Annotated in this window: 21 protein-coding genes, 1 other RNA gene and 1 pseudogene; 6 read left to right on the top strand and 17 right to left on the bottom strand. The window is 64.0% G+C overall.

All coding sequences use genetic code 11. The annotated features are described in order from the left end of the window. Positions 1-74: 74 nt before the first annotated feature. The 3 genes from phaC to ABIE53_RS10125 all read right to left on the bottom strand — a co-directional run bounded on the left by phaC (position 75) and on the right by ABIE53_RS10125 (position 4,599). On the bottom strand, positions 75-2,042 hold the full coding sequence (phaC, locus tag ABIE53_RS10135) for a class I poly(R)-hydroxyalkanoic acid synthase (protein WP_192698880.1): 1,968 nt from the start codon (positions 2,040-2,042) through the stop codon (positions 75-77). Between the two features lie 374 nt (positions 2,043-2,416). Then, on the bottom strand, positions 2,417-3,277 hold the full coding sequence (gene pgeF / locus ABIE53_RS10130; protein WP_107707701.1) for a peptidoglycan editing factor PgeF: 861 nt from the start codon (positions 3,275-3,277) through the stop codon (positions 2,417-2,419). Continuing rightward, on the bottom strand, positions 3,274-4,599 hold the full coding sequence (locus ABIE53_RS10125; RefSeq protein ID WP_029968293.1) for an RluA family pseudouridine synthase: 1,326 nt from the start codon (positions 4,597-4,599) through the stop codon (positions 3,274-3,276). The genes pgeF and ABIE53_RS10125 overlap by 4 nt, the downstream gene beginning before the upstream one ends. Before the next feature lie 38 nt (positions 4,600-4,637). On the opposite strand from ABIE53_RS10125, the gene ABIE53_RS10120 reads away from it, so the two are divergent. After that, entirely contained in the window at positions 4,638-5,498 is an 861-nt protein-coding gene (locus ABIE53_RS10120) for an outer membrane protein assembly factor BamD (RefSeq protein ID WP_006048879.1), read from the top strand. Positions 5,499-5,617: 119 nt separating this feature from the next. Here the strand turns inward: ABIE53_RS10120 and rlmD are convergent. The 6 genes and pseudogenes from rlmD to surE all read right to left on the bottom strand — a co-directional run bounded on the left by rlmD (position 5,618) and on the right by surE (position 11,849). Then, positions 5,618-7,047 (bottom strand): annotated as a pseudogene (rlmD, locus tag ABIE53_RS10115) (23S rRNA (uracil(1939)-C(5))-methyltransferase RlmD). 91 nt (positions 7,048-7,138) lie between these two features. Then, on the bottom strand, positions 7,139-7,915 hold the full coding sequence (locus ABIE53_RS10110; RefSeq protein WP_029968289.1) for a 3'-5' exonuclease: 777 nt from the start codon (positions 7,913-7,915) through the stop codon (positions 7,139-7,141). A gap of 4 nt (positions 7,916-7,919) precedes the next feature. Then, complete coding sequence (rpoS, locus tag ABIE53_RS10105) at positions 7,920-8,999, bottom strand: RNA polymerase sigma factor RpoS (protein WP_006048876.1); 1,080 nt, start codon at positions 8,997-8,999, stop codon at positions 7,920-7,922. 11 nt (positions 9,000-9,010) lie between these two features. Beyond that, positions 9,011-9,958 (bottom strand): peptidoglycan DD-metalloendopeptidase family protein, encoded by a 948-nt coding sequence (locus tag ABIE53_RS10100; RefSeq protein WP_107707699.1) that lies wholly within the window; start codon positions 9,956-9,958, stop codon positions 9,011-9,013. A 5-nt stretch (positions 9,959-9,963) separates the two neighbouring features. Beyond that, positions 9,964-11,094 (bottom strand): protein-L-isoaspartate(D-aspartate) O-methyltransferase, encoded by a 1,131-nt coding sequence (locus ABIE53_RS10095; protein WP_107707698.1) that lies wholly within the window; start codon positions 11,092-11,094, stop codon positions 9,964-9,966. After that, entirely contained in the window at positions 11,091-11,849 is a 759-nt protein-coding gene (gene surE, locus ABIE53_RS10090; protein ID WP_053858026.1) for a 5'/3'-nucleotidase SurE, read from the bottom strand. The genes ABIE53_RS10095 and surE overlap by 4 nt, the downstream gene beginning before the upstream one ends. A gap of 252 nt (positions 11,850-12,101) precedes the next feature. On the opposite strand from surE, the gene ABIE53_RS10085 reads away from it, so the two are divergent. Next, complete coding sequence (locus tag ABIE53_RS10085) at positions 12,102-13,076, top strand: NADPH:quinone oxidoreductase family protein (RefSeq protein ID WP_107707697.1); 975 nt, start codon at positions 12,102-12,104, stop codon at positions 13,074-13,076. Positions 13,077-13,170: 94 nt separating this feature from the next. On the opposite strand, the gene ABIE53_RS10080 is transcribed toward ABIE53_RS10085, so the two are convergent. The 8 genes from ABIE53_RS10080 to ffs all read right to left on the bottom strand — a co-directional run bounded on the left by ABIE53_RS10080 (position 13,171) and on the right by ffs (position 22,327). Next, positions 13,171-13,995, bottom strand: coding sequence for an ABC transporter permease (locus ABIE53_RS10080; RefSeq protein WP_006048871.1), 825 nt, complete (start codon positions 13,993-13,995; stop codon positions 13,171-13,173). A 78-nt stretch (positions 13,996-14,073) separates the two neighbouring features. After that, the gene (locus ABIE53_RS10075; protein WP_006048870.1) at positions 14,074-14,886 is read right to left on the bottom strand and encodes an ABC transporter ATP-binding protein; all 813 of its coding nucleotides are present in this window, start codon (positions 14,884-14,886) and stop codon (positions 14,074-14,076) included. 88 nt (positions 14,887-14,974) lie between these two features. After that, a complete protein-coding gene (locus ABIE53_RS10070; RefSeq protein ID WP_029968283.1) occupies positions 14,975-16,012 on the bottom strand; it encodes an ABC transporter substrate-binding protein in 1,038 nt (345 codons plus the stop codon). Between the two features lie 137 nt (positions 16,013-16,149). Continuing rightward, the gene (locus tag ABIE53_RS10065; protein WP_192698881.1) at positions 16,150-17,397 is read right to left on the bottom strand and encodes a CaiB/BaiF CoA transferase family protein; all 1,248 of its coding nucleotides are present in this window, start codon (positions 17,395-17,397) and stop codon (positions 16,150-16,152) included. 72 nt (positions 17,398-17,469) lie between these two features. Beyond that, positions 17,470-18,066, bottom strand: a complete 597-nt coding sequence (gene recR / locus ABIE53_RS10060) for a recombination mediator RecR (RefSeq protein WP_006048867.1) — start codon at positions 18,064-18,066, stop codon at positions 17,470-17,472. Between the two features lie 356 nt (positions 18,067-18,422). Next, entirely contained in the window at positions 18,423-18,749 is a 327-nt protein-coding gene (locus tag ABIE53_RS10055) for a YbaB/EbfC family nucleoid-associated protein (protein ID WP_006048866.1), read from the bottom strand. A 79-nt stretch (positions 18,750-18,828) separates the two neighbouring features. Continuing rightward, positions 18,829-21,906: a DNA polymerase III subunit gamma/tau gene (dnaX, locus tag ABIE53_RS10050; protein ID WP_192698882.1), complete on the bottom strand. Its 3,078-nt coding sequence runs from the start codon at positions 21,904-21,906 to the stop codon at positions 18,829-18,831. A 322-nt stretch (positions 21,907-22,228) separates the two neighbouring features. Beyond that, an RNA gene (gene ffs / locus ABIE53_RS10045) (signal recognition particle sRNA small type) lies at positions 22,229-22,327 on the bottom strand. 428 nt (positions 22,328-22,755) lie between these two features. Between ffs and trxA the strand changes: the two genes are divergently transcribed. From trxA to ABIE53_RS10025, 4 genes are all read left to right on the top strand, one after another. Then, the gene (trxA, locus tag ABIE53_RS10040; RefSeq protein ID WP_006048864.1) at positions 22,756-23,082 is read left to right on the top strand and encodes a thioredoxin TrxA; all 327 of its coding nucleotides are present in this window, start codon (positions 22,756-22,758) and stop codon (positions 23,080-23,082) included. 262 nt (positions 23,083-23,344) lie between these two features. Further along, positions 23,345-24,613: a transcription termination factor Rho gene (gene rho / locus ABIE53_RS10035; protein ID WP_006048863.1), complete on the top strand. Its 1,269-nt coding sequence runs from the start codon at positions 23,345-23,347 to the stop codon at positions 24,611-24,613. A 185-nt stretch (positions 24,614-24,798) separates the two neighbouring features. Beyond that, entirely contained in the window at positions 24,799-25,380 is a 582-nt protein-coding gene (locus ABIE53_RS10030; RefSeq protein ID WP_107707694.1) for a MerR family transcriptional regulator, read from the top strand. Next, entirely contained in the window at positions 25,377-26,933 is a 1,557-nt protein-coding gene (locus ABIE53_RS10025) for an MFS transporter (RefSeq protein WP_107707693.1), read from the top strand. Before ABIE53_RS10030 ends, ABIE53_RS10025 begins: the two co-directional genes overlap by 4 nt. Positions 26,934-26,947 lie beyond the last annotated feature (14 nt).

Below are 26,947 nucleotides of genomic sequence, written 5' to 3'. Positions count from 1 at the left end.
TAAAAATCTCGTTGCTCGTGAACCTGCTAGCTCGTCTTGCCCCGTTGCGTTGGGTGGCATCTGAGATCGTGTTCTTACTCGCGCTTGCACACGTAGCGGCCCGGCGCCGGCTCGATGACCGGGAATTCCTCCGAGCCCGCCGCGGCGCGCGGCTTCACTTTCCTGCCGCCGTACTGATCGAGCCACGTGGTCCACTCGGGCCACCAGCTTCCGGGCACTTCCTTCGCCTCGCCGAGCCAGTCGTCCGGGTTCTCGGGCAAGCTCTTCTGCTCGCCCTCGAGCGTCCAGTAGCTGCGCTTGTTTTTCGCGGGCGGGTTGATGACACCCGCGATATGACCCGACGCGCCGAGCACGAACTTCAACGGTCCGGTGAGGAGCGGCGCCGACGCATAGGCCGACGGCCACGGCACGATATGGTCGTCGCGTGAACCGTAAATGAAGGTGGGCACGTCGATCTTCGACAGATCGACCGGCTCGCCGCAGGTGGTCACTCCACCCGGTTCGCGCAGACGATTCTCGAGATACGTATTGCGCAGATACCAGACGTACATGGGACCGGGCAGGCTCGTGGAGTCGCTGTTCCAGTACAGCAGGTCGAACGGCACCGGCGTGCGTCCCTTCAGATAATTGTCGACGACGTAGTTCCACACCAGGTCGTTCGGACGCAGGAACGAAAACGTGTTGGCGAATTCGATGCCGCGCATGAGTCCCGCCGGCGCACCGTTCTTGCCGCCGATGGTCTGCTCGCGCATTTGCACATGCGCTTCGTCGACGAAAATATCGAGCACGCCGGTGTCGGAAAAGTCGAGCATCGAAGTGAGCAGCGTCATCGACGCGGCCGGATGTTCGCCGCGCGCCGCCGCAACCGCGAGCGCGGTGGCGAGCATCGTGCCGCCGATGCAGAAGCCGAGCGTGTTGATCTGCTCGCGGCCGCTGATCTTGCTCACGGTTTGCATCGCGGTGAATACGCCCTCGCTGACGTAGTCGTCCCACGTCTTATGCGCGATGGAGGCGTCCGCATTGCGCCACGAAATCAGGAACACCTGGTGGCCCGAATCGAGCGCATGGGCGACGAGCGAGTTCTCCGGCTGCAGATCGAGAATGTAGTACTTGTTGATGCAAGGCGGCACGATCAGAAGCGGCCGCTCGCGCACGGTCGCCGTGCGCGGCTTGTACTGGATCAACTGCATCAGGTCGTTTTCGAACACGACCGAGCCTTCGGTGGTCGCGAGATTTTCGCCGACCACGAAACGCGATTCGTCCGTCTGCGAAATCTTGCCGCGCTGCATGTCGGCAAGCAGATTCATCACGCCTTGCCGCAAGCTCTCGCCCTGGCTCTCGAGCAAGGTCTTTTGCGCCTCGGGATTCAACGCTAGGAAATTGCTCGGCGACGCGGCGGCCGTCCATTGCTGAACGGCGAAGCGGATGCGCTCGCGCACTTTCGGCTCGGTCTCGAGCGCGTCGACCATTTCCTGCAGATAGCGCGCGTTCAGCAGATACCATGCGGCGGTGAATGCGAAGGCCGGCGTGGCGCTCCATGCGTCCGAGCTGAAGCGGCGGTCCTTCAGTTCGGGCGCCTTCGGCGCCGCGCCGCCGCCGCTTGCCTGCTGCAGCAGCACCATCGCTTCACGCGTGTAGTCGGCTTGCAGTTTCTGCAGACGTTCAGGAGGAATCGCCGCGGCAGGTAGGCTCAGACCGGCGAACGACGGCATGCCGGGTATCCCACCACCGGCACCCGCTGCACCCGCTGCGAGCTTGCTGAAGTCAGGCATGCCAGGGAACGATGGCATCGACGGCATGCCGGGCACGCTCCACGGCGCCGCGCCTTGAACCGGAGGAAATTGCGGCATCGCGAACGGCGCGCCGTTGCCGCCGCCCGCCGTGCCTGCGCCCAACGAGCGCCAGGCGTTTAACCACGCGTCGAAAAATGGCTGAAGGCCCGCGGTCGCTGCGGCGCCGCTCGCGCCACTGGTGCCGGCCTGCTGCGTTTGCTCCTTCGAGGAGTCGGTGCTGGGGGAAGCTGGGGAATGAGGAGCTGCCATACCTGCTTTTGACCGGTAAGTCCTTGCGGACGGTTGAGAGGCAGGTTCTTGCGCACGTGGGCGATCGCTCGCGCCCTCGTCACGCCCTGTCCCATGTACGAGGAGCTGTGAGGAACATTCTTGCTCCCCATCGCAAGGCATGTCAATGCTTGTTCCCGATTTTGCCGCAGTGCGATAGTTTTTTAATTATCGTTTTCCCTGTATCACTGGCCGGCATTTTCAGACATATGTCAATCGAATGGCGGATTGCGAAAAAACGCTGTATTGCCGCGCTTAATTCACATTTATTGCTCGGTGTTAATGCGGGTATTAACGGACGAAACGATTCCGTTCGACGCTTCCGGCAGCGCAGCAAAATGCGAGTCGCGCTCGTCTCAGTCGCCGAGTGTCTGAGCTTCGTTGTCGAGCCAGATCAATGCGGCCATGCGCCCTGTCTCACGATCGCGGCGGTATGAATAGAAGCGCTCGCGCTCGCTGACCGTGCACATGTCGCCGCCGACAACGCGCGTCACGCCGAGCCGCTGCAAACGCAGACGAGCCAGCGCCGGAAGATCCGCAAGATATTTGCCGTCGGTTCGCGGATGCGCGACGAAGGCGCTCGCGGTTGCATCGCGTTCGCTCGCTTCCGCGCCGTCGAGGAATGCGTCGCGCACGTCGGGCCCGACTTCGAACGATTGCGGTCCAATGCAAGGTCCGAGATACGCGTGCAACGCGTGCGCTTCTACGCCGGCGAGTTCGGCGACGCGGCCGGCCGTCTGCTCGACGATGCCCGCAGCGAGTCCGCGCCAGCCCGCGTGCGCCGCGCCCACTGCACGGCCGGTTTCGTCGCACAGAAGCACCGGCATGCAGTCCGCGATCATCACTACGCACGCGATGCCCGCGCGATCCGTGGCGCTCGCGTCCGCTTGCGTCGGCGCGCCGTTCGCTTGCGCTTCGCGAAGCGCGTCCTCGGCTCGCACGATGCGCGCCGCGTGTACCTGATCGAGCCACGCGGCATCGGCGACGCCTGCCAGCGTGAGGAGCCGCTCCCGATTGGCCGCGACCGCGGCGGGATCGTCGCCGGACTTCATGCCGAGGTTCAGGCCGCCGGGTTCGTCCGCGCCGTCGCGCCAGCGACCGAACGGCGGCTTGCTCACGCCGCCGTTACGCGTTGTGACGAGCGCGCGCACGCGCGGCGCCACATTCCACGCGGGTTGCACGACATCGGCAAAGCTCAGTTCGGGCAGGCTGGTCATGCGCGATCGTCCTTGTCTTGCTGTGGGTTGTGGTCGTCGGGTTCGTCGGCTTGGTCGTGCTCGTCGGACTCGTCCTGCTCGTCGTATTCGCCGTGCGGATCGTGCTCGTCGGCGTCGTCGTGCTCGTCGTAGTCCGCGGCCTCGTAGCCGTCTTCCTCATAGTACGTCTCGTCGAACTCGCCCGCATCGTCGCGACCAAGACCCAGCGCCGCCGACAGCGCCGCGATATCTGCCGGCACGTCCGCGCGCCATTGCATCGTGCGGCCGGTCTTCGGATGAATCAGACCGAGGCGCCATGCATGCAGCGCCTGACGCGCGAACTCGCCGGGCAGCGGCGTCACCGAGCGCTTGCCGCGCGCGCGCCCATACACCGGATCGCCAAGCAGCGGATGGCCGATATGCGCGCAGTGCACGCGGATCTGATGCGTGCGGCCGGTTTCGAGATCGCAGTGAATCGCGGTGACCGGCTGACGCTGCCAGATCGCCGTATCGACGCGCCGGAAATGCGTGCGCGCCGGTTTGCCCGATGCGCCGGTCACGACGGCCATGCGCGTGCGCTCGCGCGGATCGCGGCCGATGGGCGCGTCGATCGTGCCTTCCTCGGGCATGTTGCCCCACACGAGCGCGAGATAGCGGCGCTTGACCGTGCGCGCCTGCAACTGGCGCACGAGGTCGGTCTGCGCCTCGAGCGTGCGCGCGACCACCATCAGCCCCGACGTTTCCTTGTCCAGCCGATGCACGATGCCCGCGCGCGGCAAGCCCGCCGCGGCGTCGCCGTAGCGGTACAGCAGACCGTTGAGCACGGTCCCGCTCCAGTTGCCGGCCGCCGGATGCACGACCATGCCGGCCGGCTTGTTGATGACGACGAGCGTGTCGTCTTCGTAGACGATCTCGAGCGGCACCGGTTCGGGCGTGAACGCGAGCTGTTCGGGCAGCAGGTCGGGCACGAGTTCGATGGTCGCGCCAAGCGGCACCGGCTGGCGAATCTTTGCCGGCTTGCCGTCGATCCGCACGCGCTCCGCCTCGATCCAGCTTTGCAGGCGGTTGCGCGAGAATTCGGGGAAAAGGCGCGCGAGCACCTTGTCGAGGCGCTCGCCTGCCAGTTCGTCGGGCACCACGACACTGCGCGGCGTTTCGTCCGCGACACGGTTTGCCACACTCGGCACCATGCTGGCGAGCGCGGCTTTGCCGAGCGCGTCGGCGGGGAGGTCGTCGTCGAGCGAATCGGGGCCCAACGCGTCGGAGGGGTCGGCGCTTACGTTATAATCTTCGTTGCTATTCCGGGCACCGGTTGCAGCGCCTGGAGTATTTGAGCGGGTCATTGAGTCTGGGTCACCTGGACGTAAAGCTAGACTGGAAAATGCGAGCCTTGAACACCATCACTAAAGCGGCGATCAATTTGAAGGCCATGAAGAGCGCGGCCCGGAAAGTGGCCGGATACATTGCGTGTGCCGCAGCCGTCGCGGTTGTTGCGGCTTGCCACGGCCTGCCGGAGAAGACCGACGAAACGGCAACGTGGAACAACAACAAATTATATACGGAGGCGAACGACGCCCTGAGCGGCGGCGACTTCGGCAAGTGCGCGAAGTACTTCGAAATGCTCGAAGGCCGCGACCCGTTCGGCCACTTCGCCCAGCAGGCGCAGATCAACGTCGCGTACTGCAACTGGAAAGACAATGAAGCCGCGGCTGCTGATCAGGCTATCGACCGCTTCATCCAGTTGCACCCGGATCACCCGGACATCGCCTATGCGTACTATCTCAAAGGCATGATCCACTTTAACGACGACCTCGGTCTCTTCGGCCGCTTTTCCGGCCAGGACATGAGCGAGCGCGATCCGAAGTCGCTGCGCGAGTCGTACGACGCGTTTAAGGTCGTGGTCGACCGGTATCCGAACAGCAAATATGCGCCGGACGCCGCCCAGCGCATGCGCTACATCGTGAACGCGCTGGCGTCGCACGAAGTCCATGCGGCGGATTACTACTACCGCCGTGGCGCGTATGTGGCTGCGATCAATCGCGCGCAGCTCGCGTTGAAGGAATACAAGAACGCACCGGCTATCGAAGACGCGCTGCACATCATGATGCTGTCGTATCAGAGGCTGAACCAGCCGCAACTCGCCGACGACACCAAGCGCGTGCTCGCCGGCACCTTCCCCGACAGCCCGTACGTCACGGGTCATGCAAGGCCGGGTAAGGAAAAGTCGTGGTGGCAGTTTTAAGCCGCGCCGCGGTGTGAACCGCGGCTGAACACGAGTTGCAAAGCAAAACGCCACGACTTCGGTCGTGGCGTTTTGCTTTATGCGTTAGCGGGATGGGTTGGCCATATCGACTAGCCGAATCAGTCCCGCTCGAACAACGCAATCGACTCGACATGCGACGTATGCGGGAACATGTTGACGACGCCCGCACCCACCAGCCGGTAGCCCGCCTCGTGCACGAGCAGACCGGCGTCGCGCGCAAGCGTCGACGGATTGCACGACACGTAGACGATGCGCTTCGGCAGCGGTCCATCGCCGCTTTGCGCGATTTCCGCCAGCGCCTTCGCGACGGCCAGTGCGCCTTCGCGCGGCGGGTCGACCAGAAACTTGTCGAAGTGGCCGAGCGCGCGCATGTCGTCGGCGGTGACTTCGAAAAGATTGCGGCATGCAAACGACGTGTGCGCCGCCACGCCGTTCAGCTCGGCATTGGCCAGCGCGCGCGAGGTCAGCACGTCGCTGCCTTCGATGCCCACCACTTCCCTCGCGATGCGCGCGAGCGGCAGCGTGAAATTGCCGATGCCGCAGAACAGATCCAGCACGCGGTCCGTGCGCGCGGGCGCGAGCAGGCGCAGCGCGCGGCTCACGAGCACACGGTTGATCGCGTGATTGACCTGCGTGAAGTCGGTCGGCTTGAACGGCATGCGGATGTTGTACTCGGGCAGCGTGTAGTCGAGCTGCACGTCGAGCGGATACAGCGGCGTGACCGTGTCCGGGCCGCCTGGCTGAATCCAGAACTGCACCTTGTGCTCATCGGCGAACTCGCGCAGCACTTGTTCGTCGGCGGCAGTCAAAGGCTCGAGATTGCGCACGACAAACGCCGTGACCGACGAGCCGACCGCCAGTTCGAGCTGCGGCATGCGGTCGTAGATGGACAGCTTGCGCACCATGAAGCGCAGCGGCATCAGCATCGCCGACACATGCGGCGGCAGCACTTCGCAGGTTTTCATATCCGCGATGTAGCTGCTCTTCTTCTCGTGAAAGCCAATGCGCATGCCGCCTTTTTCGGGCAGAAAACGCACGGCGAGACGCGCGCGATAGCGATAATCCCAGGCCGGTCCGTGAATCGGCCGGAACACACCGTTTCGGGGCGCAGCTTCGCGAGATGCTGAAGGTTGTCCTCGAGCACGCGCTGCTTCACCGCGACCTGCGCGCGAATGTCGAGATGCTGCATCGAACAGCCGCCGCAAATGTCGAAATACGTGCATTTCGGCTTCGTGCGCATCACGCTTTCGCGGAACACCTGCACCACTTCGGCCTGTTCGAACTTCGGCTTGCTGCGATGTGTCGAGTAGCTCACGCGCTCGCCGGGCAGCGCGCCTTCGACGAAAATCACCTTGCCGGGTGTGCCGTCTTCGGACTCGATGCGGCCGACGCCGCGCGCTTCCATATCGAGCGAAACGATTTCGACGACCGGCTCGTTGCCGGTAATGACGGGCGCCGGAGCCGGCGCGGCTTTGTGGTATTTCGACGGGCGCTTCGGCGAGCGACGATGGTGGGCAGTTCGGGACACCTGCTACTTCCTGACAAACTTGGGGGAAAGGCGAGATTGTAGACGAAGCCGGCGCGAGCGACGCCCCGGCTCCGTGCACGCGGCCCCACGGCTATTGATCGAACGCCGCCAGATATTCCGCCCATTGCGGCGCGGTTTCGAGCGCGAGCGCGTTCTTGACGAGATTGATCTCGTCCGCATATTCGGCGGCGGAGAACGCGCCGCGAATCAACTGAAAGCGGCAATACAGCAGATACGTATTGACGACGTCGGTCTCGCAGTAATTGCGGATTTCCTCGATGCGCCCTTCCTGATACGCCTGCCACACCTGGCTGCCGTCCATGCCCATCTTGCCGGGAAAGCCGCACATCTTCGCGAGCGCGTCGAGCGGCGCGTTGGCGCGCGCCTGGTACATCGCGAGGACGTCCATGAGATCGGTATGGCGCGCGTGGTAGCGGCTGATGTAGTTGTTCCACTTGAACTCGCGGTCGTCCTCGCCGAGATCCCAGAACCGGTAGGCGGGAATCCCGTTGACGAGCGCGCGGTAGTTCAGCACCGGCAGGTCGAAGCCGCCGCCGTTCCACGACACGAGCTGCGGCGTGTACTTCTCGATCACGCGATAAAACGACTGCACCAGCGCCGCCTCGCCGTCTTCGAGCGTGCCGAGCGAGCGCACGCGAAAGCCGTTGTTATCGCGAAACACGCAGGAAATCGCGGCGATGCGTTGCAGATGATGCGGCAGAAAATCGCCGCCGGTCTTTTCGCGGCGCGCGGCGAACGCGTGCTCGGCGACTTCGGCGTCGCTCATCGTGGCGGGCAAATCTTCGAGACGGCGGATGCCGGCGACATCGGGAATCGTCTCGATGTCGAAAACAAGAATCGGTGTCATCAAGTCAGAGAACGGCGTCTTTGCGAACGCCATTAGAGGCGAAGAAGCGCTTTAACCGCACAAGCGCTTCCTGTTGGATCTGGCGCACACGCTCGCGCGTGAGGCCCATTTCATCGGCCAGCTCTTCGAGCGTGGCGGGTTCGATGTGATTCAGACCGAAGCGGCGTTCGATCACATGGCGATGCTTGTCCGACAGACGCGCGAGCCATGCGCGCGTGAGCGTTTCCAGTTCGCGATGCTGAACCTCCGCATCCGGCGACTGGCTCTGGTCGTCCGACAACAGATCGAGCAGACTGCTGGCCGGATCGAGATCGAGCGGCGCGTCGAGCGAGGCGGTGTGTTCGTTCAGCGCGAGAATGTCGGTGACTTCGTCGGTGGTCTTGCCGGTCAGATAAGCGATGTCGTCGATGCTGGCGTCGCGGCGCTCGGCTGCTTCGCCGGAGTTCATCGAATTCTTTTCCAGATGGCGCTTCGCACGCAGCACCTGATTGAGCTCGCGAATCACGTGCACCGGCAAGCGCACGGTGCGCGCCTGGTTCATGATCGCGCGCTCGATGCTCTGTCGGATCCACCACGTCGCGTAAGTGGAAAACCGGAAGCCGCGTGTCGGATCGAATTTCTCGATGGCGTGCATCAGGCCGAGGTTGCCCTCTTCGATCAGATCGAGCAGCGGCACGCCGCGATTCAGATAACCCTTAGCGATGCTGACGACCAGCCGCAGATTGCGCTCGATCATCACTTGCCGCGCTTCGAACTCGCCCGCCTTCGCGAGACGCGAGTACTTCTGCTCTTCCTCGACGGTGAGAAGCGGCTTCACGCTGATGCGATTCAGATAATGCTGGATCGTGTCGGCCGTGAGTTCGGCTTGCAGCAGCGCGCGGAAGTCGTCCGCGTCGGGCACGACCTCGGCTGCGCCTTCGCGCGCGTCGCCGCCTTCTTCGGCGCTCGGGCGCTCGTCGAGCTCGCGCTCTTCGACGAGCTCCTCTTCCGCTTCCGAAGCGCCGCTGTCGTCCACCGAAGCGGACGTGGCATTGCTGATCGTTTCAGATTCGGCTTGCGGCAGGCGGCGCTTCGGTTTCGGCATGGTCGTATCGCTTATTGCGGCGGCAAATACTTCAGTGGGTCGACAGGTTTACCCTGCCGGCGAACTTCGAAATGCAACATGACACGGTCTGAATCGCTGTTACCCATCTCGGCGATTTTCTGCCCCTTCGTGACCGCATCCCCCTCTTTTACCATCAAAGAGCGGTTGTGTGCATACGCGGTGAGATAAGTTGCGTCATGCTTGATGATAATTAGATTGCCGTAACCACGCAGCCCATTTCCGGCATAAACCACGCGGCCGTCCGCGGAGGCCTTCACCGCTTCGCCCGCCGCGCCGCCGATATTGACGCCCTTGTTGGTCGAATCGTTGAAGGTGCCGAGCAACTGGCCGCGCACCGGCCAGGAGAAGCTGATGTTGCTCGACGCGCCGGCAGTCGAATCGCTGGCTGCAGCGGCGTTCGACGGCGGCGTGAGCGCCGCGCTGTTCGCGCTCGAGCCGTAGATGGGCGGCGCGGCCACGCCGGCTGCCGCGCCCGTCGACGGCGCCGCGCCATTGAGCGGCGCGCTTTGCACCGCGCCGTTACTGCCGAGCGGCGCAGTCGCGACGCCCGGCGTCAGCGCAGCGGTGTTCGCGCCCGGCGGCACCACGCGCAGCAGTTGATCGACCTCGATCTGATTCGGGTTCGTGAGGTTGTTCCACGCGGAAATGTCGCGGTAGTTCTGGCCGTTCTCGAGTGCGATCCGGTACAGCGTGTCGCCCGGCTTCACGCGATAGTAGCCAGGCGGCGGCGGGCCGAGCGGCACGGCCGGTTGCTGCCCGGCCTGCGCGGCTTGCGTGCCGAGCACGCCGCCGCCGGAGCGGTCGACGACCGGCGCCTGATCGAGCCGGGATGCACAGGCTGTCATCAACAGGGACAAGGCGAGCACGCACACGCTACGCTGGGTTACGGACATGGGGACATTCAGGCTGGTTCTTTGCATCGCGCGCAACATACTCATCGGTGTCAAATCACTCCGGATTTTAAGGGTACAAAGAAAACGCGATCAAGCTGCGACTCGCGCCACTGCGCCGGCCCAAGGCGCTCGACGAGCGTCAGCACCTGGTTCTGGCCTTCCTGCGAGCCGACCGGCGCGATCAGGCGGCCGCCGATCGCGAGTTGTTCAAGTAATGCTTGCGGCACGTCGAGGCCCGCGGCGGCGATCAGGATCGCATCGAAAGGCGCCGCCGACGGCAGCCCCAAACGTCCGTCGCCATAGTGCAGCCGGATGTTCGGAATTCGCAGCGGACGCAAGTTTGTCTTCGCGCGCTCGGACAACGGCTTGATGCGTTCGATCGAATACACCTCGCGCGCGACCTGGCTCAGCACCGCCGCCTGATAACCGCAACCGGTGCCGATCTCGAGCACGTTGTTCAGCGCACGGCCCGTTGCGGCCAGCTCGATCATTCGCGCGACCACCGACGGCTTCGAGATGGTCTGGTGATGGCCGATTGGCAACGCCGCATCTTCGTAGGCCTGAACCGCGAGGCCGGGATCGACGAACATATGGCGCGGCACCACGGACATCGCGCTCAACACGCGCTGATCGGTGATGCCGTTCGCACGCAGGCGTTCGACCATGCGTTCGCGAACCCGTTCCGACGTCAATGCGGTTGCACGGTTCAGCGCGACGTTCGGCGCGGCGCCGCGCTCGTTCGAGCGGCTTGTCACGGACTTGGCGGCCGGCGAGGACGGTGCAGAGGAACTCACGGCCTTGCTCGCGGCTCGCGTAGACGACGACGCTGCACCCTTCACCGCGGACGACGGACGCGCGCCCGTGCTCTGCGCAATCGGCCGCGCCGGCGTCTTCACCGCAGGCGCGGCGAGCGCCCTGGGCGGCGTCACGATGAGCGGCCTCGCTGGCGTGCCGGCCGGCAATCTGTCCGCGACCGAAGCCGGCGCTCTCGCCTGCTTCGGCTGCGTCTTGCCAGCCGAACCGGGCTGCCCATGCTTCGCCGGCTGCTGCCGCGCATTGAGCGCGGCACTCGCGGCAAGCGCCGCCGCGCGCACTTCCCCTGGACGGCCTTCGGGCCGGCGCGGCTCGCGCACCAGATCTTCGAGGCCGAGTGGAAAGCGCTTCGCGCGCTCGCTCGTCATGAAGCGCCGCTGCCCGCACGCGCCCAGTCGTGTGCGGCCGGGAGCATTTGCGTGTGCGTCAGATCGAGCTGCAGCGGCGTGATCGACACATGGCCGTTCGCGACTGCGTGGAAATCCGTCCCTTCGCTCGCATCGCGCGCGCTGCCCGACGGCCCGATCCAGTAGATCGGCTCGCCGCGCGGATTGGTCTGCCGGATGACCGGCTGCGACGGATGCCGCTTGCCCAGACGAGTGACGCGCCAGTCGCGCAGTTGCTCGTACGGCAGGTTCGGAATGTTGACGTTCAGAAGGGGATGCCCCGGCAGCGGATGCGCGAGGTAATGCGCGACGATTTCCGCGGCGACGCGCACCGCGTCTTCGAGATGCACCCAGTCTTTATCGACGAGCGAAAACGCGATGGCCGGCACGCCGAACATGATGCCTTCGGTAGCCGCCGCGACGGTGCCCGAATAGAGCGTGTCCTCGCCCATGTTCTGGCCGTTGTTGATGCCCGAGACGACGAGGTCCGGCGTGTGGTCGAGCATGCCCGTCAACGCAATGTGCACCGAGTCGGTCGGCGTGCCGTTCACGTAGTAGAAACCATTGGCCGAGCGCAAAACCGAAAGCGGCCGCGACAAGGTCAGGGAATTCGACGCGCCGCTGCAGTTCTGCTCGGGCGCCATCACGGTCACGTCGGCGAGCGGCTTGAGCGCTTCGTAAAGCGCGCCGAGGCCGGGCGCCAGGTAACCGTCGTCGTTGCTGAGTAGGATTCGCATGCGGCGATTGTAACCGAGGAAAGATGGCGCGCGAACGACACGGCAAGCGCGTTGCGCAGGCCACGCAAAGCGCTTGCGCTGGTGTGTGAATGCGGGCTTGTTGTCTTGTCCCTATGCGCTCGTGAGCAGCGCAGTAAATGCAGATCGATGCGCGGCGCCCTGCTGCCGCCAGACCGCGAACCCGCGAAACGTACGGTCGTGCGCATGCATTACACTCGAAGCCATTGCGAACTCTGATCGAATGGAGACACGATGCGCGCGATTCGCTGCAATCAGTACGGCCCGCCGGAGAGCCTCACCGTCGAAGAGTTGCCTGATCTGGAACCGCCGCCAGGGCATGTCGTGATCGACGTGAAGGCGGCCTCCGTCAACTTTCCCGATGTGCTGATCATCCAGAACAAGTATCAGTTCAAGCCGCCACTGCCTTTTACGCCAGGCTCGGAAGTCGCGGGCATCGTGCGCGCGGTCGGTGCGGGGGTCACGCAGTTCACGCCCGGCTCCCGCGTGGTCGCGTTCACGGGCTCGGGCGGCTTCGCGCAGCAGGCGCTTGCGAGCGAGTCGGCCTGCGTGCCGCTCGCCGAAGACGTCGACCTCGAACTGGCCGCGGCCTTCACGCTCGCGTATGGCACGTCGCATCACGCGGTGGTCGACCGCGCCGCGCTGCAAGCCGGCGAGACGATGCTCGTGCTGGGCGCGGCGGGCGGCGTGGGACTCGCGGCTGTGGAAATCGGCAAGGCGCTCGGCGCGCGCGTGATCGCGGCGGCGTCGAGCGATGAAAAGCTCGCGGTGTGCTTGCAACATGGCGCCGACGCGACGATCAACTACGCGACCGAGGACCTGCGCGAGCGCATCAAGACGCTCACCGACGGCAAAGGCCCGGACGTGATCTACGATCCGGTCGGCGGCGTGTATGCGGAGCCGGCGTTTCGCAGCATCGGCTGGCGCGGTCGCTACCTGGTGGTCGGCTTCGCGAACGGCGAGATTCCGAAGCTGCCGCTCAATCTGACGCTGCTCAAAGGCGCGAGCGTGGTCGGCGTGTTCTGGGGAGACTTTGCGAAGCGCGAGCCCGAGCGCAATCATGCGGCGTTCCGGCAGATGGTCGGCTGGATCGGCGAAGGCAAGCTCAAGCCGCATGTGTCCGCGCGTTATCCGCTCGATGAAACGGCGCGCGCGCTGCGCGATATGGCCGAGCGTCGCGTGATCGGCAAGGTGGTGATCACGCCGTAGCCGGCCTCGCTGAGACGCGGCGCTCGCTCAAACAAAAACAGCGTGCGGCTCTGCGAGCCCACGCTGTTTTTTTGCGCTGTGAAGTTTACGGCGCCTACAGCTTTTCGGTGTCTCCGGTCTTTGGCTGCCACTTCATCAGATGCCGCTCGCCGACGCCGACGATCGCATCGAGAATCAGCGCGAACGCGGTCAACACGAGAATGCCGGCGAACACGGTGTTGATGTCGAACGTGCCTTCGGCCTGCAGGATCAGATAGCCGACGCCGCGCGCGGAGCCGAGGTACTCGCCCACCACCGAGCCCACGAACGCGAGACCCACCGACGTGTGCAAGCTCGAAAAGACCCAGCTCATCGCGCTCGGCAAATAGACATAGCGCAGCAGTTGCTTGCCGTTTGCGCCGAGCATGCGCGCGTTCGCGAGCACGACCGGACTCACTTCCTTCACGCCCTGATAGACGTTGAAGAACACGATGAAGAACACCAGCGTGACGCCAAGCGCGACCTTCGACCAGATGCCAAGACCGAACCACACGCCGAAGATCGGCGCGAGAATCACGCGCGGCATTGAGTTCGCGGCCTTGATGTACGGATCGAACAGCGCGCTCGCAAGCGGCGACAGCGCGAGCCATAAACCAACGCCGAGTCCGAGCGCCGTGCCGAGCGCAAACGCGAGCACGGTCTCGAGCAGCGTGATCCACAGGTGCAGATAGATCTCGCCGGTTGTGAACCATTCCCAGATCCGCAGCAAGACTTTTTGCGGTTCGCCGAAGAAGAAAGCCGCCTTGTTCGGATCGTCGAAATAAAACGCGGGCAGCAGTGTCGGGCTCGTCAGCACGTACCAGAGCACGAAGCACAGCACGAGCAGCAGCCACTGCCAGATCACCAGATTCGCCCGGTTCGGGCGCAACGTCTTCCACATGACTCGGTTTGCCTCGGTTTGGCTTGGACGGTTGATAGACGTAAAGCGCGTTGCGTTCAGAGAGCGTTCAATGAGACGTCATACAGCGGTGAGTTGCTGTTGATAGCCTTTTAGCACCTCGTCGCGCAGCACGCTCCAGATCTGCGCGTGCAACTCGACGAAGCGCGGATGCGAACGGATTTCGGCGACGTCGCGCGGACGCGGCAAGTCGATCGTGAATTCGCCGATCGGATGCGTGCCCGGTCCCGCCGAGAGAACGACCACGCGATCCGACATCGCAATGGCCTCGTCGAGATCGTGCGTGATGAAAAGCACGGCCTTGCGTTTTGCCGCCCACAGGTCTAGCAACTCGTTTTCCATGAGTTGCCGCGTCTGGATGTCGAGCGCGGAAAACGGCTCGTCCATCAGGATGATGTCGGGGTCGAGAATCAGCGTCTGCGCCATCGCGACGCGCTTGCGCATGCCGCCCGACAATTGATGCGGATAGCGGTCGCCGAAACCGCCGAGACCCACGCGCTTGAGCCACTCCTCGGCTTTGGCACGCGCTTCCTGCTGCGCCACGCCGTGAAACGCGAGGCCGGCGATCACGTTGTCGATAGCGGAGCGCCACGGCATCAACGCGTCGGCCTGGAACATGTAGCCCGCGCGCCGGTTGATGCCGTTCAACGGCTCGCCGAATACGCTGACCGTACCCGCCGACGGCCCGAGCAAGCCCGCGCCGACATTCAGCAACGTGGACTTGCCGCAGCCGGTCGGGCCGACCACCGAGACGAACTCGCCGGGCGCGATCCGCAACGTGGTGTCCTTGACCGCCGTATAGCGCTGCGCGCGGTTGTCGCGCGCGGCGAAGGTGCAAGTGATGTTTTCGAGCGCCAGAGCTGCAACGGTCATGGTTCGACTCGCTTCGAGGATCGGTTGTTCGATGATAGGCTGACACGCGCCGCGCGCGGCATGTCGTCGTCGCGCGGCGCTCGAAGTTTTACGCCTTGACGGTGCTGAGCGCTTTCTTGACGAAGTCGTTGGTCCACGTCTTCGACACGTCGATCGGCTTGCCCTGCACGGTCGCGTCGAACGCCTGCAAGGTCTTGAGCGCGGTGCCGGGGCCGTCGGTCGGCATGAGGCCGTCGGGCGACATGGCTTCCTTGACGTGCTGCCATGCGTCGAGATAAACGGCGCGATCGCCGAGCAGATAGCTCTCCGGCACGGTGTTGATCAACTCGGTGCCGGTCGCCGTCTGCAGCCACTTCAGCGCGCGCACCATTGCATTGGTCAGCGCCTGCGTGGTGTTCGGATTCTTCGTGATGAAGCTTTGCGACGCATACAGGCAGCCTGCCGGCATGTCGCCGCCGAATACGCTGCGCGTATCGGCAAGCGTGCGCGTGTCGGAGACGATACGAATGTCGCCGGTGCGTTCGAGCTTGGTCATCACCGGGTCGAGGTTCGCCAGCGCGTCGATCTGGCCGGACTGCAGCGCGGCAATCGCGCCCGCGCCCGCACCCACGCCGATGAACGCGACGTCTTTCGCGGTCAGCCCGCCCTTGGCCAGCACGAAGCTCGCCATGATCGACGTCGACGATCCGGGCGCGGTCACGCCGATCTTCTTGCCACGCAGATCGGCGATCGACTTGTAGTTGGGCATCGTCTTCTTCGACACCGCGAGCACGATTTGCGGCGCGCGTCCTTGCAGCACGAATTCGCGGAACGACTGCTTTTGCGCCTGCAACAGCAGCGTGTGTTCGAACGCGCCGGACACCACATCGGCGCTGCCGCCCACCGCCGCCTTCAACGCTTGCGAGCCGCCGGCGAAGTCGGAGATTTCGACGTCGAGTCCTTCGTCCTTGAAGTAATTGCGGCGCTCGGCAATCGTGAGCGGCAAATAATAAAAGAGGTTCTTTCCGCCGACGGCAATGGCCACCTTCGTGGTTTCCAGTTTGCCCTGTGCGAAGGCGAGCGGCGTGGCCGTGAGCGTGGCGCCGGCAAGCGCGGCCGTACCGGCGAGGAAGCTTCTGCGATGCATGTTGGTTGTCTCCGAGGCTCTTGCAATTCTGCTGTTGCGATTTTATTGGCAGGTTGCTGCTTGCGTTGTGCGTGCGTGCGCGGCGTTCATGTGTCGGTCACATGGCTCACATGGCGCTCATGTCTCTCACGCCGCACTCACACAACTTGTTGCGCATGCAACCTTGCGATGTGGTCTGCATCATAACCTAGCGACTGCAGGACTTCATCCGTATGTTCACCCAGTTCGGGGCCGAGCCAGCGCGTTTCGCCGGGCGTCGCCGAGAGCTTCGGCGTGACCGCGGGCAGCGTGATCTCGCGGCCGTCCTGCCACTTGAAGCGCTGAATCATCTGACGCGCGAGGTACTGCGGATCGGTGAACATATCGGCCACGCTGTAGATGCGCCCCACCGGCACGTCGGCGGCGTTGAGCACTGCGAGCGCTTCGTCGATGGTGCGCGGCGCGAGCCACTCGGCGATCGCCGCGTCGATTTCCCCGGTGCGCGGCACGCGGCCGTCGTTGTGTGCGAGAGCGGGATCGTTGGCGAGATCCTCGCGTTCAATGGCAATCATCAGCCGCCTGAAAATCGGATCGCTATTGCCGCCAATCACGATGCTGCCGTCGCGGCAAGGGTACGTATTCGACGGCACGATGCCCGGCAGCGACGCGCCGGTGCGCTCGCGCACCATGCCGTACACGCCGTATTCGGGCACCACGCTTTCCATCATGTTGAAGACGGCCTCGTACAACGCGACGTCGACGACCTGCCCTTTGCCGCCGTTCACCTGCTTGTGATGCAGCGCCATCAGCGCGCCGATCACGCCGTGCAGCGCCGCAATCGAATCGCCGATCGAAATGCCGATGCGCGGCGGCGGCAATTCGGGGTAGCCGGTGATATGACGCAGACCGCCCATCGACTCGGCGATCGCACCGAAGCCAGGCCGATCGCGATACGGCCCGGTCTGGCCGTAACCGGAAAGCCGCACCATCACGAGTCCCGGATTTTCCGCCGATAGCACGTCGTAACCGAGCCCCAGCTTTTCGAGCAAGCCAGGCCTGAAATTCTCGACGACGATGTCTGCTTCACGCGCGAGGCGGCGCACGATCTCCTTGCCCTCCTCGGCCTTCAGGTTGATCGTGACGGACTTCTTGTTGCGCGCCTGCACGGCCCACCAGAGCGACGTGCCGCCGACTTCCGGATAAAGCTTGCGCCACTTGCGCAGCGGATCGCCGCCTTTCGGATCTTCGATCTTGATGACGTCGGCGCCGAACTCGCCGAGAAAGCGCGCGGCGAATGGGCCGGCGATCAGGGTGCCGAGCTCGAGGACTTTGACGCCGGCGAGCGGGCCAGCGCCGGGTGGGTTTTGCGGCGCGCCGTTCGCGCCCGAATCGGGAGTTGCGCTCATAGTCTCCTTCTCTGTTTTTGCTGTTTTGGCTGTTTCGGCGGCAGCGCTGGCGCCCACTCCTGCGGCTTGCCGCTACATCGAGCGGCGGTCAAGCATCGCGCGCGCGATGGTGCCCGCGTCGACGTATTCCAGTTCGCCGCCCACCGGCACGCCGCGGGCGAGGCGCGTGACGGCCAGACCGCGCGCCTTCAGCGTTTGCCCGAGATAGTGCGCGGTGGCCTCGCCCTCGTTGGTGAAGTTGGTGGCCAGCACGACTTCTTTAACGATGCCGTCCGACGCGCGCTTCACCAGCCGGTCGAAATGTATCTCCTTCGGGCCGATGCCGTCGAGCGGACTCAGACGCCCCATCAGCACGAAGTAGAGGCCGCGATAGGTCATGGTCTGCTCGAGCATGATCTGATCGGCGGGCGTCTCGACGACGCACAGCAACGTTGGATCGCGCTCCGAATCGAGGCACACTTCACAGATCTGCGCTTCGGTGAAGGTGTTGCACTTCTCGCAGTGCTGCAGATGCTCGGTCGCGAACAGCAACGCGCGACCGAGCTTCTCGGCGCCGTCGCGGTCGTGCTGCATCAGATGGTAGGCCATGCGTTGCGCGGACTTCGGCCCGACTCCAGGCAGCACGCGCAGCGCTTCGACGAGCGCCGACAAGGCGGAAGGTTGTTTCATGCGGATCGGCGTCGAGGTGAGTGAGGCCCGGGAATGCGGATTGGAACGCGTTTTTTGCGAACGTGGTACGAGCTTGTTTCAGCGGGCAAAGCTACGCGTGGCGATCTGCCGGCAGGTGGCATGGAGCGGCTCTTCACCGGCGAGTCTGGTCAGACAGCGCGCGGCAGCAAACGGCAACGATGCGCAACCAGGCGCGTCCGCGGTCGTCTCGCGAGGCGCACGGTCAGGCATCGCGCGGTGGGACCGACCACGAGTTCGACGCGTGCCGCGCTCTGCGTCGGCCCTCTTTACTCAGCCGCTTTGTGCACGCCCGGCAGACGACGTTGCCAGTTTGCCGCGTCGCCTGGAAGCGTCGCTTAGAACGGCAGTTTGAAGCCGGGCGGCAGCGGCAGGCCCGAGGTCATTCCGCCCATCTTTTCCTGCGCGGTCGCTTCGGCCTTGCGAACGGCGTCGTTGAATGCAGCGGCGACGAGGTCTTCGAGCATGTCCTTGTCGTCGGCGAGCAGGCTCGGATCGATCGACACGCGACGCACGTCGTTCTTGCAGGTCATCGTCACCTTGACGAGACCGGCGCCCGACTGCCCTTCGACTTCGATCTGAGCGAGCTGCTCCTGCATCTTCTTCATGTTTTCCTGCATCTGCTGAGCCTGTTTCATCAGCCCGGCGAGTTGACCTTTCATCATGGAAATGCTCCTTCTTGATAGCGTGAAATTCGGGAATCGGGCGCGCTTTTAATGTGCTTGCGTTCAGCGGCGCGGCGAATCAGTGAACCTGGGACGCGCCGTTCTGGCCGGCGTCGGGAGTAATCGGGCGGATCGAGCCCGGCACGATGCTCGCGTCGAATTCGCGGATCAGCGACTGCACGAACGGATCGGCGCTGATCTCGCGCTCGGCTTCCTGCTGACGTTGCGCGCGCATTGCGGCGTCGTGAGCGGCTGCAGTGCGGCGGGCCGGGCCGACTTCGACCACCACGTCGACATGCTGGCCGAGCTTGTCGGCGAGCGCCGCCTTGAGCTTCGCGACCTGCGAGGTTTCCGCGTACTGCGGCACGGGCACGTTGAGTTTGAGCGTGTTGCCTTCGAGCGCCATCAGTTCGCTGTTGAACGCAAGCTGATACGAAATGCCCTTGAGCGGCAGATCGACGGCGAGCGCCGGCCAGTCGCCGTTGAAGCCCAGCGGGTCGAGCGGCACGGCGGGCGGCAGCGGACGCCGATCGACGGCCGGTGCCGGTGCGGACGGTGCCGACGCGTTCACGCGGACGTCGTCCGGACCGCTGTCGAACACAGGCATGTAGTTGTCGTCGGGCGGGCCGTAGTAGCCGTCGTCCGATGCGGAAAGCGGCATGTAGTCGTCGGGCGGCATGTCGTCCCACGGCGGAACCGGCGAGCCGTTTTGCTGCGCGTCGTTGCGGGTCGCTGATTGCGCTGATTGCGCTGATTGCGCTGATTGCGCTGATTGCGCTGATTGCGCTGATTGCGCTGATTGCGCTGATTGCGCTGATTGTGCTGATCGTGCTGGTTGCGCTGGTTGCGGTGGCTGCGTCGACTGAGCCGATTGCGCTGACGCGCGCACGGTCGACGCGGGCGGCTGCTGCGCAGCAGCGCCGCGCGGCGCGCCGGGCGTGGGCACGGGGACTACCACGCGTGGCGCGGCTGGCTTCGGTGTTGCCGGCGCCGCGGTTTTCGCGGCCGTGGCGGCACTCGCGCGGCCACGATCGGACGATACCTTCAACCCGGCGCTGCGCAGAACGTCGAGCGCTGCGCTCGCACCGCCCGCGCGACGCGGCGGCATTTCAGATTCGGCTGCGGCGGCGTTGTGGCCTGCGGCTTGATCGACCGCTTCGCTCGCGCGTGCGAACGCGGCGGCGGCGGGCGGGTTCAATGCGGCGGGAGGCGCATCCTCGGCGAGCTTTGTGTCGGTGGAGGCGGAGTCGGATGCAGTGGTAGTTGCTGTGTCGGGTGCGGACGGCTGCGCCGTATTCAAAGGTGTCGGCGCAGAAGACGCCTGTCCGGCATCAGAAGATGCGGTGGCGGATGCCTGCCCCACTTCCGAAGATCCGGTGGCGGATGCCGTTTCCGATGATCCGGCGGCGGATACCTGCGCCGCGTCGGAAGGCCGCGCGGCGGATGCCTGCGCCGCATCGGAAGACGCAGTGCCAGCGGATGCAGAAGCAGAGGCATCCGATGCGTCTGCGGCGGCGCGTCTATCAGCTACGGGCTCAGCCGGCGCGTCCTCCCACGGCGCCAACGGCGGCGCGGCAGCGGCCTGCGCTGCGGCAGGCGTTGCGCTGGACGGCGCGGACGCCGGAGCACTTGCCGCCGATCGCTCCAATTCTGCGCTCTCTACCACTGACGAAGAGGCGGCCTCGACCGCTGACTCAGACGCCGCAGCCGCTGTACGCGCTACATCGTGCGCCGCACGCTCCGCCGCATTCCCGCCATCCTGCCCCGCTGCGGACTGCGCATCCCGCCCAGCGGGCTCCATCGAATCGGCTCGACGAACCGGCTCGGCTAACGCAGCGGGTTCGGAAGACACCTTAGCTGCCACATCTCGCGACTCACCAACCGGCGACGCAGCCGCAGCAACGCCGCCCACCCCCGCCCTGCCCGCCCCGCCCATCGACGCAACACTCCCAGGCGAAGCCAACGCGCGTGGCTGCGCGGCCACCGCCGGCGCGCCCGCCCGCTTCGATCCACCCGCGCCCGCCTGCCCGGCTTGCGCACCAGACCCCGCGACGCCGCCACCGCCGCCCGTCGGCGCCGGCTCGAAAGCCAGCATGCGCAGCAGCGTCATCGTGAAGCCCGCGTATTCGTCGGGCGCGAGGCCGAGCTCGCTTCGTCCGATCGTCGCGATCTGATAGAACAACTGCACCTGCTCGGCGCTGAGCGTCTCGGCGAAACGCCGCAAATCGCCGGCTTCGGGCCATTCATCCAGTACCGACGACGGCGCGAACTGCGCCCACGCAATCCGATGCAGCAAGCTCGCGAGATCCTGCAGCGCCGTGGAAAACGACAGACTGCGCAGCGCCATTTCGTCGGCAATCGTGAGCACCGTTGCGCCGTCGCCCTGCGCGAGCGCATCGAGCAGGCGAATCAGGTAGCTCTGATCGAGCGCGCCGAGCATGCCGCGCACGGCTTCTTCATTGACCTGATTCGCCGAGTAGGCGATCGCCTGATCCGTCAGCGACAGCGCGTCGCGCATCGAACCGTCGGCGGCACGCGCGAGCAGACGCAACGCCTGCGCCTCGTAAGGCACTTTCTCTTCGCCGAGAATGTGTTCGAGGTGCGAGACGATATGGCCGGCCGGCATCTGCTTCAGATTGAACTGCAGACAGCGCGACAGCACCGTGACCGGAATCTTCTGCGGATCGGTGGTGGCGAGAATGAACTTGACGTGCGGCGGCGGTTCTTCGAGCGTCTTCAACATTGCGTTGAAGGCGTGATTCGTCAGCATGTGCACTTCGTCGATCATGTAGACCTTGAAGCGCGCGTCGACCGGCGCGTACACCGCGCGCTCGAGCAGCGCCGCCATTTCGTCGACGCCGCGATTACTCGCCGCGTCCATCTCGACGTAATCGACAAAGCGCCCTTCATCGATCTCGCGGCACGCCCGGCACACGCCGCACGGCGTGGACGTCACGCCCGTTTCGCAATTGAGCGCCTTCGAAAAAATGCGCGACAACGTCGTCTTGCCGACGCCCCGCGTGCCGGTAAACAGATAGGCGTGATGCAGACGGCCGCCGTCGAGCGCGTGCGTGAGCGCGCGCACCACGTGCTCCTGTCCGACGAGCGACGCGAAATCCTTCGGCCGCCATTTGCGTGCGAGAACTTGATAGGTCATCCGGAAATTGTATCAGTAACAATGCCGCGCAAAACCGATTCGGCTGGCCGCGCGAACGCGCGTCGCCCGTCGATTGAAAGCGGCTAATGGAACGATAGAAAAAAATGGTCGCGCGGCGCGCAGTGCGGCTTGCGTGCGGGTCCGTGCGCGTTGCGTGCGTTGTGCAGAGAGTACGCCCACCGCCGCGCGGCAAAGGCCAAGGGCCAAGACACCGCGAGCACGCTTGCGAAGCGAACGGACGAAGCAAAGCGAACCGGCATCTGAAGTAGATGCAACGTGGGCAAACGCAAGGGGAGAAAAGCAGGACAAACAGAAAGAGGAAGGTGACGAGCCTGACCCTCGGCACTGGTGGAAAACGGCTGTGGCTGCTTCGTTCCCGACCTGACCAGGTTGACCATCCCTCCATGCGAGGAGGCCCGTCACGAAACATTCTATCATCGCGTGGCGCTTTGTGCGACTGTTAATACGACCAAACCGGCAAGCACACGCCGAATCGCGAACCCGCCGATTCGGTTGCGACGCGCGCGCCGCTCACTTGAGTTTGTCCGCCGAGCCTCCACATAGGCTACGTCGCAGTTGATGAAATACGGTGGCACTTCATCGGCAGCCGTTGGCCCCACTGCCTGTGATGACTACTATCGCCCCCGGCAACGCATAGCGAATTAAGCTAAACTGCCGTACGGATGACCCGCAAACGCGGGCCCTTTGCCGAAGCCAGAAAGTCTCGTACTTTTCAGGCGCCGGCAGCGGGGCTCCGGGTGCGGCTAAGCGAACGGAAGTTTCCCCAGGTTTTGACGTATCGTGGCGAGCAATTCAGGCGGGCCTCGAACCGATAGAGGTATTCATACAATGAGCGAACAAATCAAGCATATTAGCGACGCATCGTTCGAACAGGACGTCGTGAAATCCGATAAACCCGTGCTGCTCGACTTCTGGGCTGAATGGTGCGGTCCGTGCAAGATGATCGCGCCGATCCTCGACGAAGTCGCCAAGGATTACGCCGATCGCCTGCAAATCGCCAAGATCAACGTCGACGAACATCAGTCGACGCCGGTCAAGTTCGGCGTGCGCGGCATCCCCACGCTGATCCTGTTCAAGAACGGCGCTGTCGCCGCGCAAAAGGTTGGCGCATTGTCGAAGTCGCAACTCACCGCGTTCCTCGACGGCAACCTGTAAAACAGCGGCGCGGGTGCGTCACGCGGTCCGCCCGGACCCGCGCGCGCCCGCGTTGTTCTGCTTGCTGTCCTGGCTTGCCGTGCTGTTGTCAGCCGGCAACGTTTCGAAGAAGAAAGATGCCGCGCCGGCGCACTGGCGGAAACTGGCGTGTGCTATGCTAGAATCCGCAAAACGTCGAAAAGACGTGTAAGTCCTTGAGCGGTTCCGCTCACTTCTCCTCCCAGATTCCATTTCGTCGCACCTTCTCCTGCGGGTTCTCCGTATGCATTTATCCGAGCTTAAGACTCTGCACGTGTCCGAATTGATCGAGATGGCCAATGGCCTCGAGATCGAAAGTGCGAACCGCCTGCGCAAGCAGGAATTGATGTTCGCCATTCTAAAAAAACGAGCCAAAACGGGCGACACGATTTTCGGCGACGGCACGCTCGAAGTGCTGCCGGACGGCTTCGGCTTCCTGCGTTCGCCGGAAACCTCCTATCTCGCCAGCACGGATGATATTTACATCAGCCCGTCGCAAATCCGCCGCTTCAACCTGCATACGGGCGACACGATCGAAGGCGAAGTACGCACGCCGAAAGACGGCGAACGCTATTTCGCGCTGGTGAAGGTGGACAAGGTCAACGGCCAGCCGCCGGAGGCCTCGAAGCACAAGATCATGTTCGAAAACCTGACGCCGCTGCACCCGAACAAGGTGCTGCTGCTCGAACGTGAAATGCGCGGCGAAGAAAATGTCACGGGCCGCATCATCGACATGATCGCGCCTATCGGCAAAGGCCAGCGCGGCCTGCTCGTCGCGTCGCCGAAGTCCGGCAAGACCGTGATGCTTCAGCATATCGCGCACGCCATCAAGCAGAACCATCCCGACGTCGTACTGTTTGTTCTGCTGATCGACGAACGTCCGGAAGAAGTGACGGAAATGCAGCGTTCGGTGGCGGGCGAAGTGATCGCATCCACGTTCGACGAACCCGCCGCACGTCACGTGCAGGTCGCCGAAATGGTGATCGAAAAGGCCAAGCGCCTCGTCGAAATGAAAAACGACGTGGTGATTCTGCTCGACTCCATCACGCGTCTCGCGCGCGCATACAACACGGTTGTGCCGGCTTCGGGCAAGGTGCTCACGGGCGGTGTCGACGCGAACGCGCTGCAACGGCCGAAGCGCTTCTTCGGCGCGGCGCGCAACATCGAGGAAGGCGGTTCGCTGACCATCATCGGCACGGCGCTGATCGAAACGGGCAGCCGCATGGACGACGTGATTTACGAAGAGTTCAAGGGCACCGGCAACATGGAAGTGCACCTGGAACGCCGCCTCGCCGAGAAGCGCGTGTATCCGTCGATCAATCTGAACAAGTCCGGCACGCGTCGCGAAGAACTGCTGATCAAGCCCGAAGTGCTGCAAAAAATCTGGGTGCTGCGCAAGTTCATTCACGACATGGACGAAGTCGAGTCGATGGAATTCCTGCTCGACAAGATCCGCCAGACCAAGAGCAACTCCGAATTCTTCGACATGATGCGTCGTGGCGGCGGCAGCTAAGCTGTTTGCCGACCAACGCAGCATCGGATGTGAAAACCGCTCGTCGCCGACGAGCGGTTTTTTTTTCGTCTGGCGGTTTTGCGTGAGCGTATAGGGGCAGCGTTTCGGGTCGCATCGGCCAACCTGTACGTGAACGTACAGGTTGAAGTACAATCACCCCGCCGCCACTCCGAACGCCACCGCTCATGCCGACCGAGCCGCCTGCCCTGCTGACCGTCGCCGATGCCGCCGAGCGCCTCGGCGTCACGCCGCGCACACTGAAGTACTACGAGGAGCGCGGGCTTGTTTCGCCGACGCGCAGCGAAGGCCGCTACCGTCTCTACGACGAGGACGATTTGTCGCGCTTCGGGCGCATCCTGCGTTTGCGTTCGCTCGGTTTCTCGCTGCACGGCATCACCGAAATGCTGAAACGGCCGCTCGAACCAGTGGAAGGCAAACACCGCTTTTCGACGGAATCGCTGCAGCAGATTCATGGCGCCTTGGCGGCACAAGTCGACGCGTTGAACGCGCGTATCGAAGCCATGCGCCGCGAGCTGAAGGAAGCGCAGAAACTGCGCGACGAATTGAGCCCTGATCTCGACTATCTGAAGCGCCGTCTGGCCGGCGAAAATGCGGACGCGTTGCTCGAGCAACGCCGCAACGCGCTGACAAAAAACGGCAACGCGCGTAAAACAGCGAGCGCCATTAAACCCGCCAAGGCCGACGCAAAGCCCACAGCAAAACGCGCCAAAAAACCGCGTGCCTCGGCGTCGCGCGAGCGGTCATGAACACATCGCGGGCTCACGCAGGCTGGCTCAGTGCTGACAAGCTGCGTGGCGATTTTTTCCCGTGGGTGCTCGCGGTCGTCACCGGCCTCGACTACTTCGACAATTCCGTCTTTTCGTTTTTCGCGAGCTATATCGCCGGCGGCGTGAATGCGTCGCCGGATGAACTCGTCTGGGCTTCGAGCGCGTATGCCGTGGCTGCTGTGCTCGGTATCCTGCAGCAGGAATGGTGGGTCGAGCGTTTCGGCTACCGGCGCTATGTGGCAGGCTGCATGTTGTTCTACGCGGCCGGCGCGGTGGCCGCCGCGCTCAGCGAATCGTCGGTTGAACTTGCGTTTGCGCGCGGCTTTCAGGGCTACTTCATTGGCCCGATGATGGGCACCTGCCGCATTCTGATCCAGATGAGCTTCACACCCAGAGAGCGCCCCGCCGCAACCCGCGCGTTCCTGATACTGATCGTGTTGAGCAGCGCGCTGGCGTCGTTGATCGGCGGTCAGTTGATTGGGTATTTCGGCTGGCGCGCGCTCTTTGCGTGCACGGCGCCCGTGGGCGCGCTGTTCGCCGTGCTTGCGTTCGCCGCGTTGCCCGACGCGGGCAACCGTCTGCCCGAAGAGCGTGGTTCGGCGCATTTCTGGCCGTACATCATCTTTGCGTTTGCGCAAGGCGCGCTGCAGATCGTGATGCAGCAAGTCCGCTTCCAGTTGTTCAGCGCGTCGCCCGGTCTCATTCTGCTGACGGTCGCCGGCATCGTCGCACTCGGCTGGTTCGCGTATCACCAGTGGCATCACCCCGCCCCGCTCATGCGTCTGCATGCGTTGCGCGAAAAGGTGTTTCAGGTGGGCCTCGTGCTCTACATGTTCTACTACTACCTGTCGACCGCGTTCAGCTACCTCGTGTCGCGTTTCCTCGAAAGCGGGCTGGGTTATCCGGTCGAGAATGCCGGGCAACTCGTCGGCGTCACGTCGCTGATTTCGGCGAGCGCGCTCTTCGTCTACCTTCGCTATGCAAAGCTGCTCACGCGCAAGAAGTGGATCATCGTGCCGGGCTTCGCGATCGCCGCGCTGACGGCCGCGTGGATGACGCGCATGTCGCCCGCCGCCGGCGAGGCCGCGCTCGCGGGACCGCTGCTGTTGCGCGGCCTGCTGTTATTGTTCATCGTGCTGCCGGTCGCGAACCTCACGTTCAGAATCTTCGCGATAGAAGAGTTCTCGCACGGCTACCGGCTCAAGAATGTCGTGCGCCAGTTGACCATCTCGTTTGCGACGGCGTCGGTGATCATCGTCGAGCAGCATCGGCAGGCGTTGCATCAGGCGCGCCTCGCGGAGTTTGTGAATCCGTACAATCCGGTGTTTCAGGATTCGCTGGCCGCACTTACGCGGGCGTTTTCCGCGGCCGGACATTCGCCCTCGGACGCGCATTCGCTTGCCGTCGTCGAGATCAGCCGGGCCGTGGCGCGGCAGGCGAGTTTTCTGAGTTCGCTGGACGGCTTCTATTTCCTGATCGGCATCGCGATATGCGGCGGGATTTTCGCCGCGTTGCAAAAACAGATCGACTAACGGTTTCATCGCCC

It is taken from the genome of Paraburkholderia sp. OAS925 (assembly GCF_040543975.1).
In the GTDB taxonomy this organism is placed as follows: domain Bacteria; phylum Pseudomonadota; class Gammaproteobacteria; order Burkholderiales; family Burkholderiaceae; genus Paraburkholderia; species Paraburkholderia graminis.
This window is presented reverse-complemented; position numbering and strand designations above follow the sequence as displayed.

Bases quoted from the DNA above. Each gene is read 5' to 3' on its own strand.
- ABIE53_RS10085 (WP_107707697.1), top strand. From the start codon at position 12,102: ATGCGCGCGATTCGCTGCAATCAGTACGGCCCGCCGGAGAGCCTCACC.
- pgeF (WP_107707701.1), bottom strand. From the start codon at position 3,277: ATGACCAGCCTGCCCGAACTGAGCTTTGCCGATGTCGTGCAACCCGCG.
- recR (WP_006048867.1), bottom strand. From the start codon at position 18,066: ATGAAACAACCTTCCGCCTTGTCGGCGCTCGTCGAAGCGCTGCGCGTG.
- rpoS (WP_006048876.1), bottom strand. From the start codon at position 8,999: ATGCCGAAACCGAAGCGCCGCCTGCCGCAAGCCGAATCTGAAACGATC.
- ABIE53_RS10025 (WP_107707693.1), top strand. From the start codon at position 25,377: ATGAACACATCGCGGGCTCACGCAGGCTGGCTCAGTGCTGACAAGCTG.
- ABIE53_RS10070 (WP_029968283.1), bottom strand. From the start codon at position 16,012: ATGCATCGCAGAAGCTTCCTCGCCGGTACGGCCGCGCTTGCCGGCGCC.
- ABIE53_RS10075 (WP_006048870.1), bottom strand. From the start codon at position 14,886: ATGACCGTTGCAGCTCTGGCGCTCGAAAACATCACTTGCACCTTCGCC.
- ABIE53_RS10125 (WP_029968293.1), bottom strand. From the start codon at position 4,599: ATGACCCGCTCAAATACTCCAGGCGCTGCAACCGGTGCCCGGAATAGC.
- ABIE53_RS10100 (WP_107707699.1), bottom strand. From the start codon at position 9,958: ATGAGTATGTTGCGCGCGATGCAAAGAACCAGCCTGAATGTCCCCATG.
- dnaX (WP_192698882.1), bottom strand. From the start codon at position 21,906: ATGACCTATCAAGTTCTCGCACGCAAATGGCGGCCGAAGGATTTCGCG.
- trxA (WP_006048864.1), top strand. From the start codon at position 22,756: ATGAGCGAACAAATCAAGCATATTAGCGACGCATCGTTCGAACAGGAC.
- ABIE53_RS10065 (WP_192698881.1), bottom strand. From the start codon at position 17,397: ATGAGCGCAACTCCCGATTCGGGCGCGAACGGCGCGCCGCAAAACCCA.
- surE (WP_053858026.1), bottom strand. From the start codon at position 11,849: ATGCGAATCCTACTCAGCAACGACGACGGTTACCTGGCGCCCGGCCTC.
- ABIE53_RS10110 (WP_029968289.1), bottom strand. From the start codon at position 7,915: ATGACACCGATTCTTGTTTTCGACATCGAGACGATTCCCGATGTCGCC.
- ABIE53_RS10080 (WP_006048871.1), bottom strand. From the start codon at position 13,995: ATGTGGAAGACGTTGCGCCCGAACCGGGCGAATCTGGTGATCTGGCAG.
- ABIE53_RS10095 (WP_107707698.1), bottom strand. From the start codon at position 11,094: ATGACGAGCGAGCGCGCGAAGCGCTTTCCACTCGGCCTCGAAGATCTG.
- rho (WP_006048863.1), top strand. From the start codon at position 23,345: ATGCATTTATCCGAGCTTAAGACTCTGCACGTGTCCGAATTGATCGAG.
- ABIE53_RS10030 (WP_107707694.1), top strand. From the start codon at position 24,799: ATGCCGACCGAGCCGCCTGCCCTGCTGACCGTCGCCGATGCCGCCGAG.
- ABIE53_RS10120 (WP_006048879.1), top strand. From the start codon at position 4,638: ATGCGAGCCTTGAACACCATCACTAAAGCGGCGATCAATTTGAAGGCC.
- ABIE53_RS10055 (WP_006048866.1), bottom strand. From the start codon at position 18,749: ATGATGAAAGGTCAACTCGCCGGGCTGATGAAACAGGCTCAGCAGATG.
- phaC (WP_192698880.1), bottom strand. From the start codon at position 2,042: ATGGCAGCTCCTCATTCCCCAGCTTCCCCCAGCACCGACTCCTCGAAG.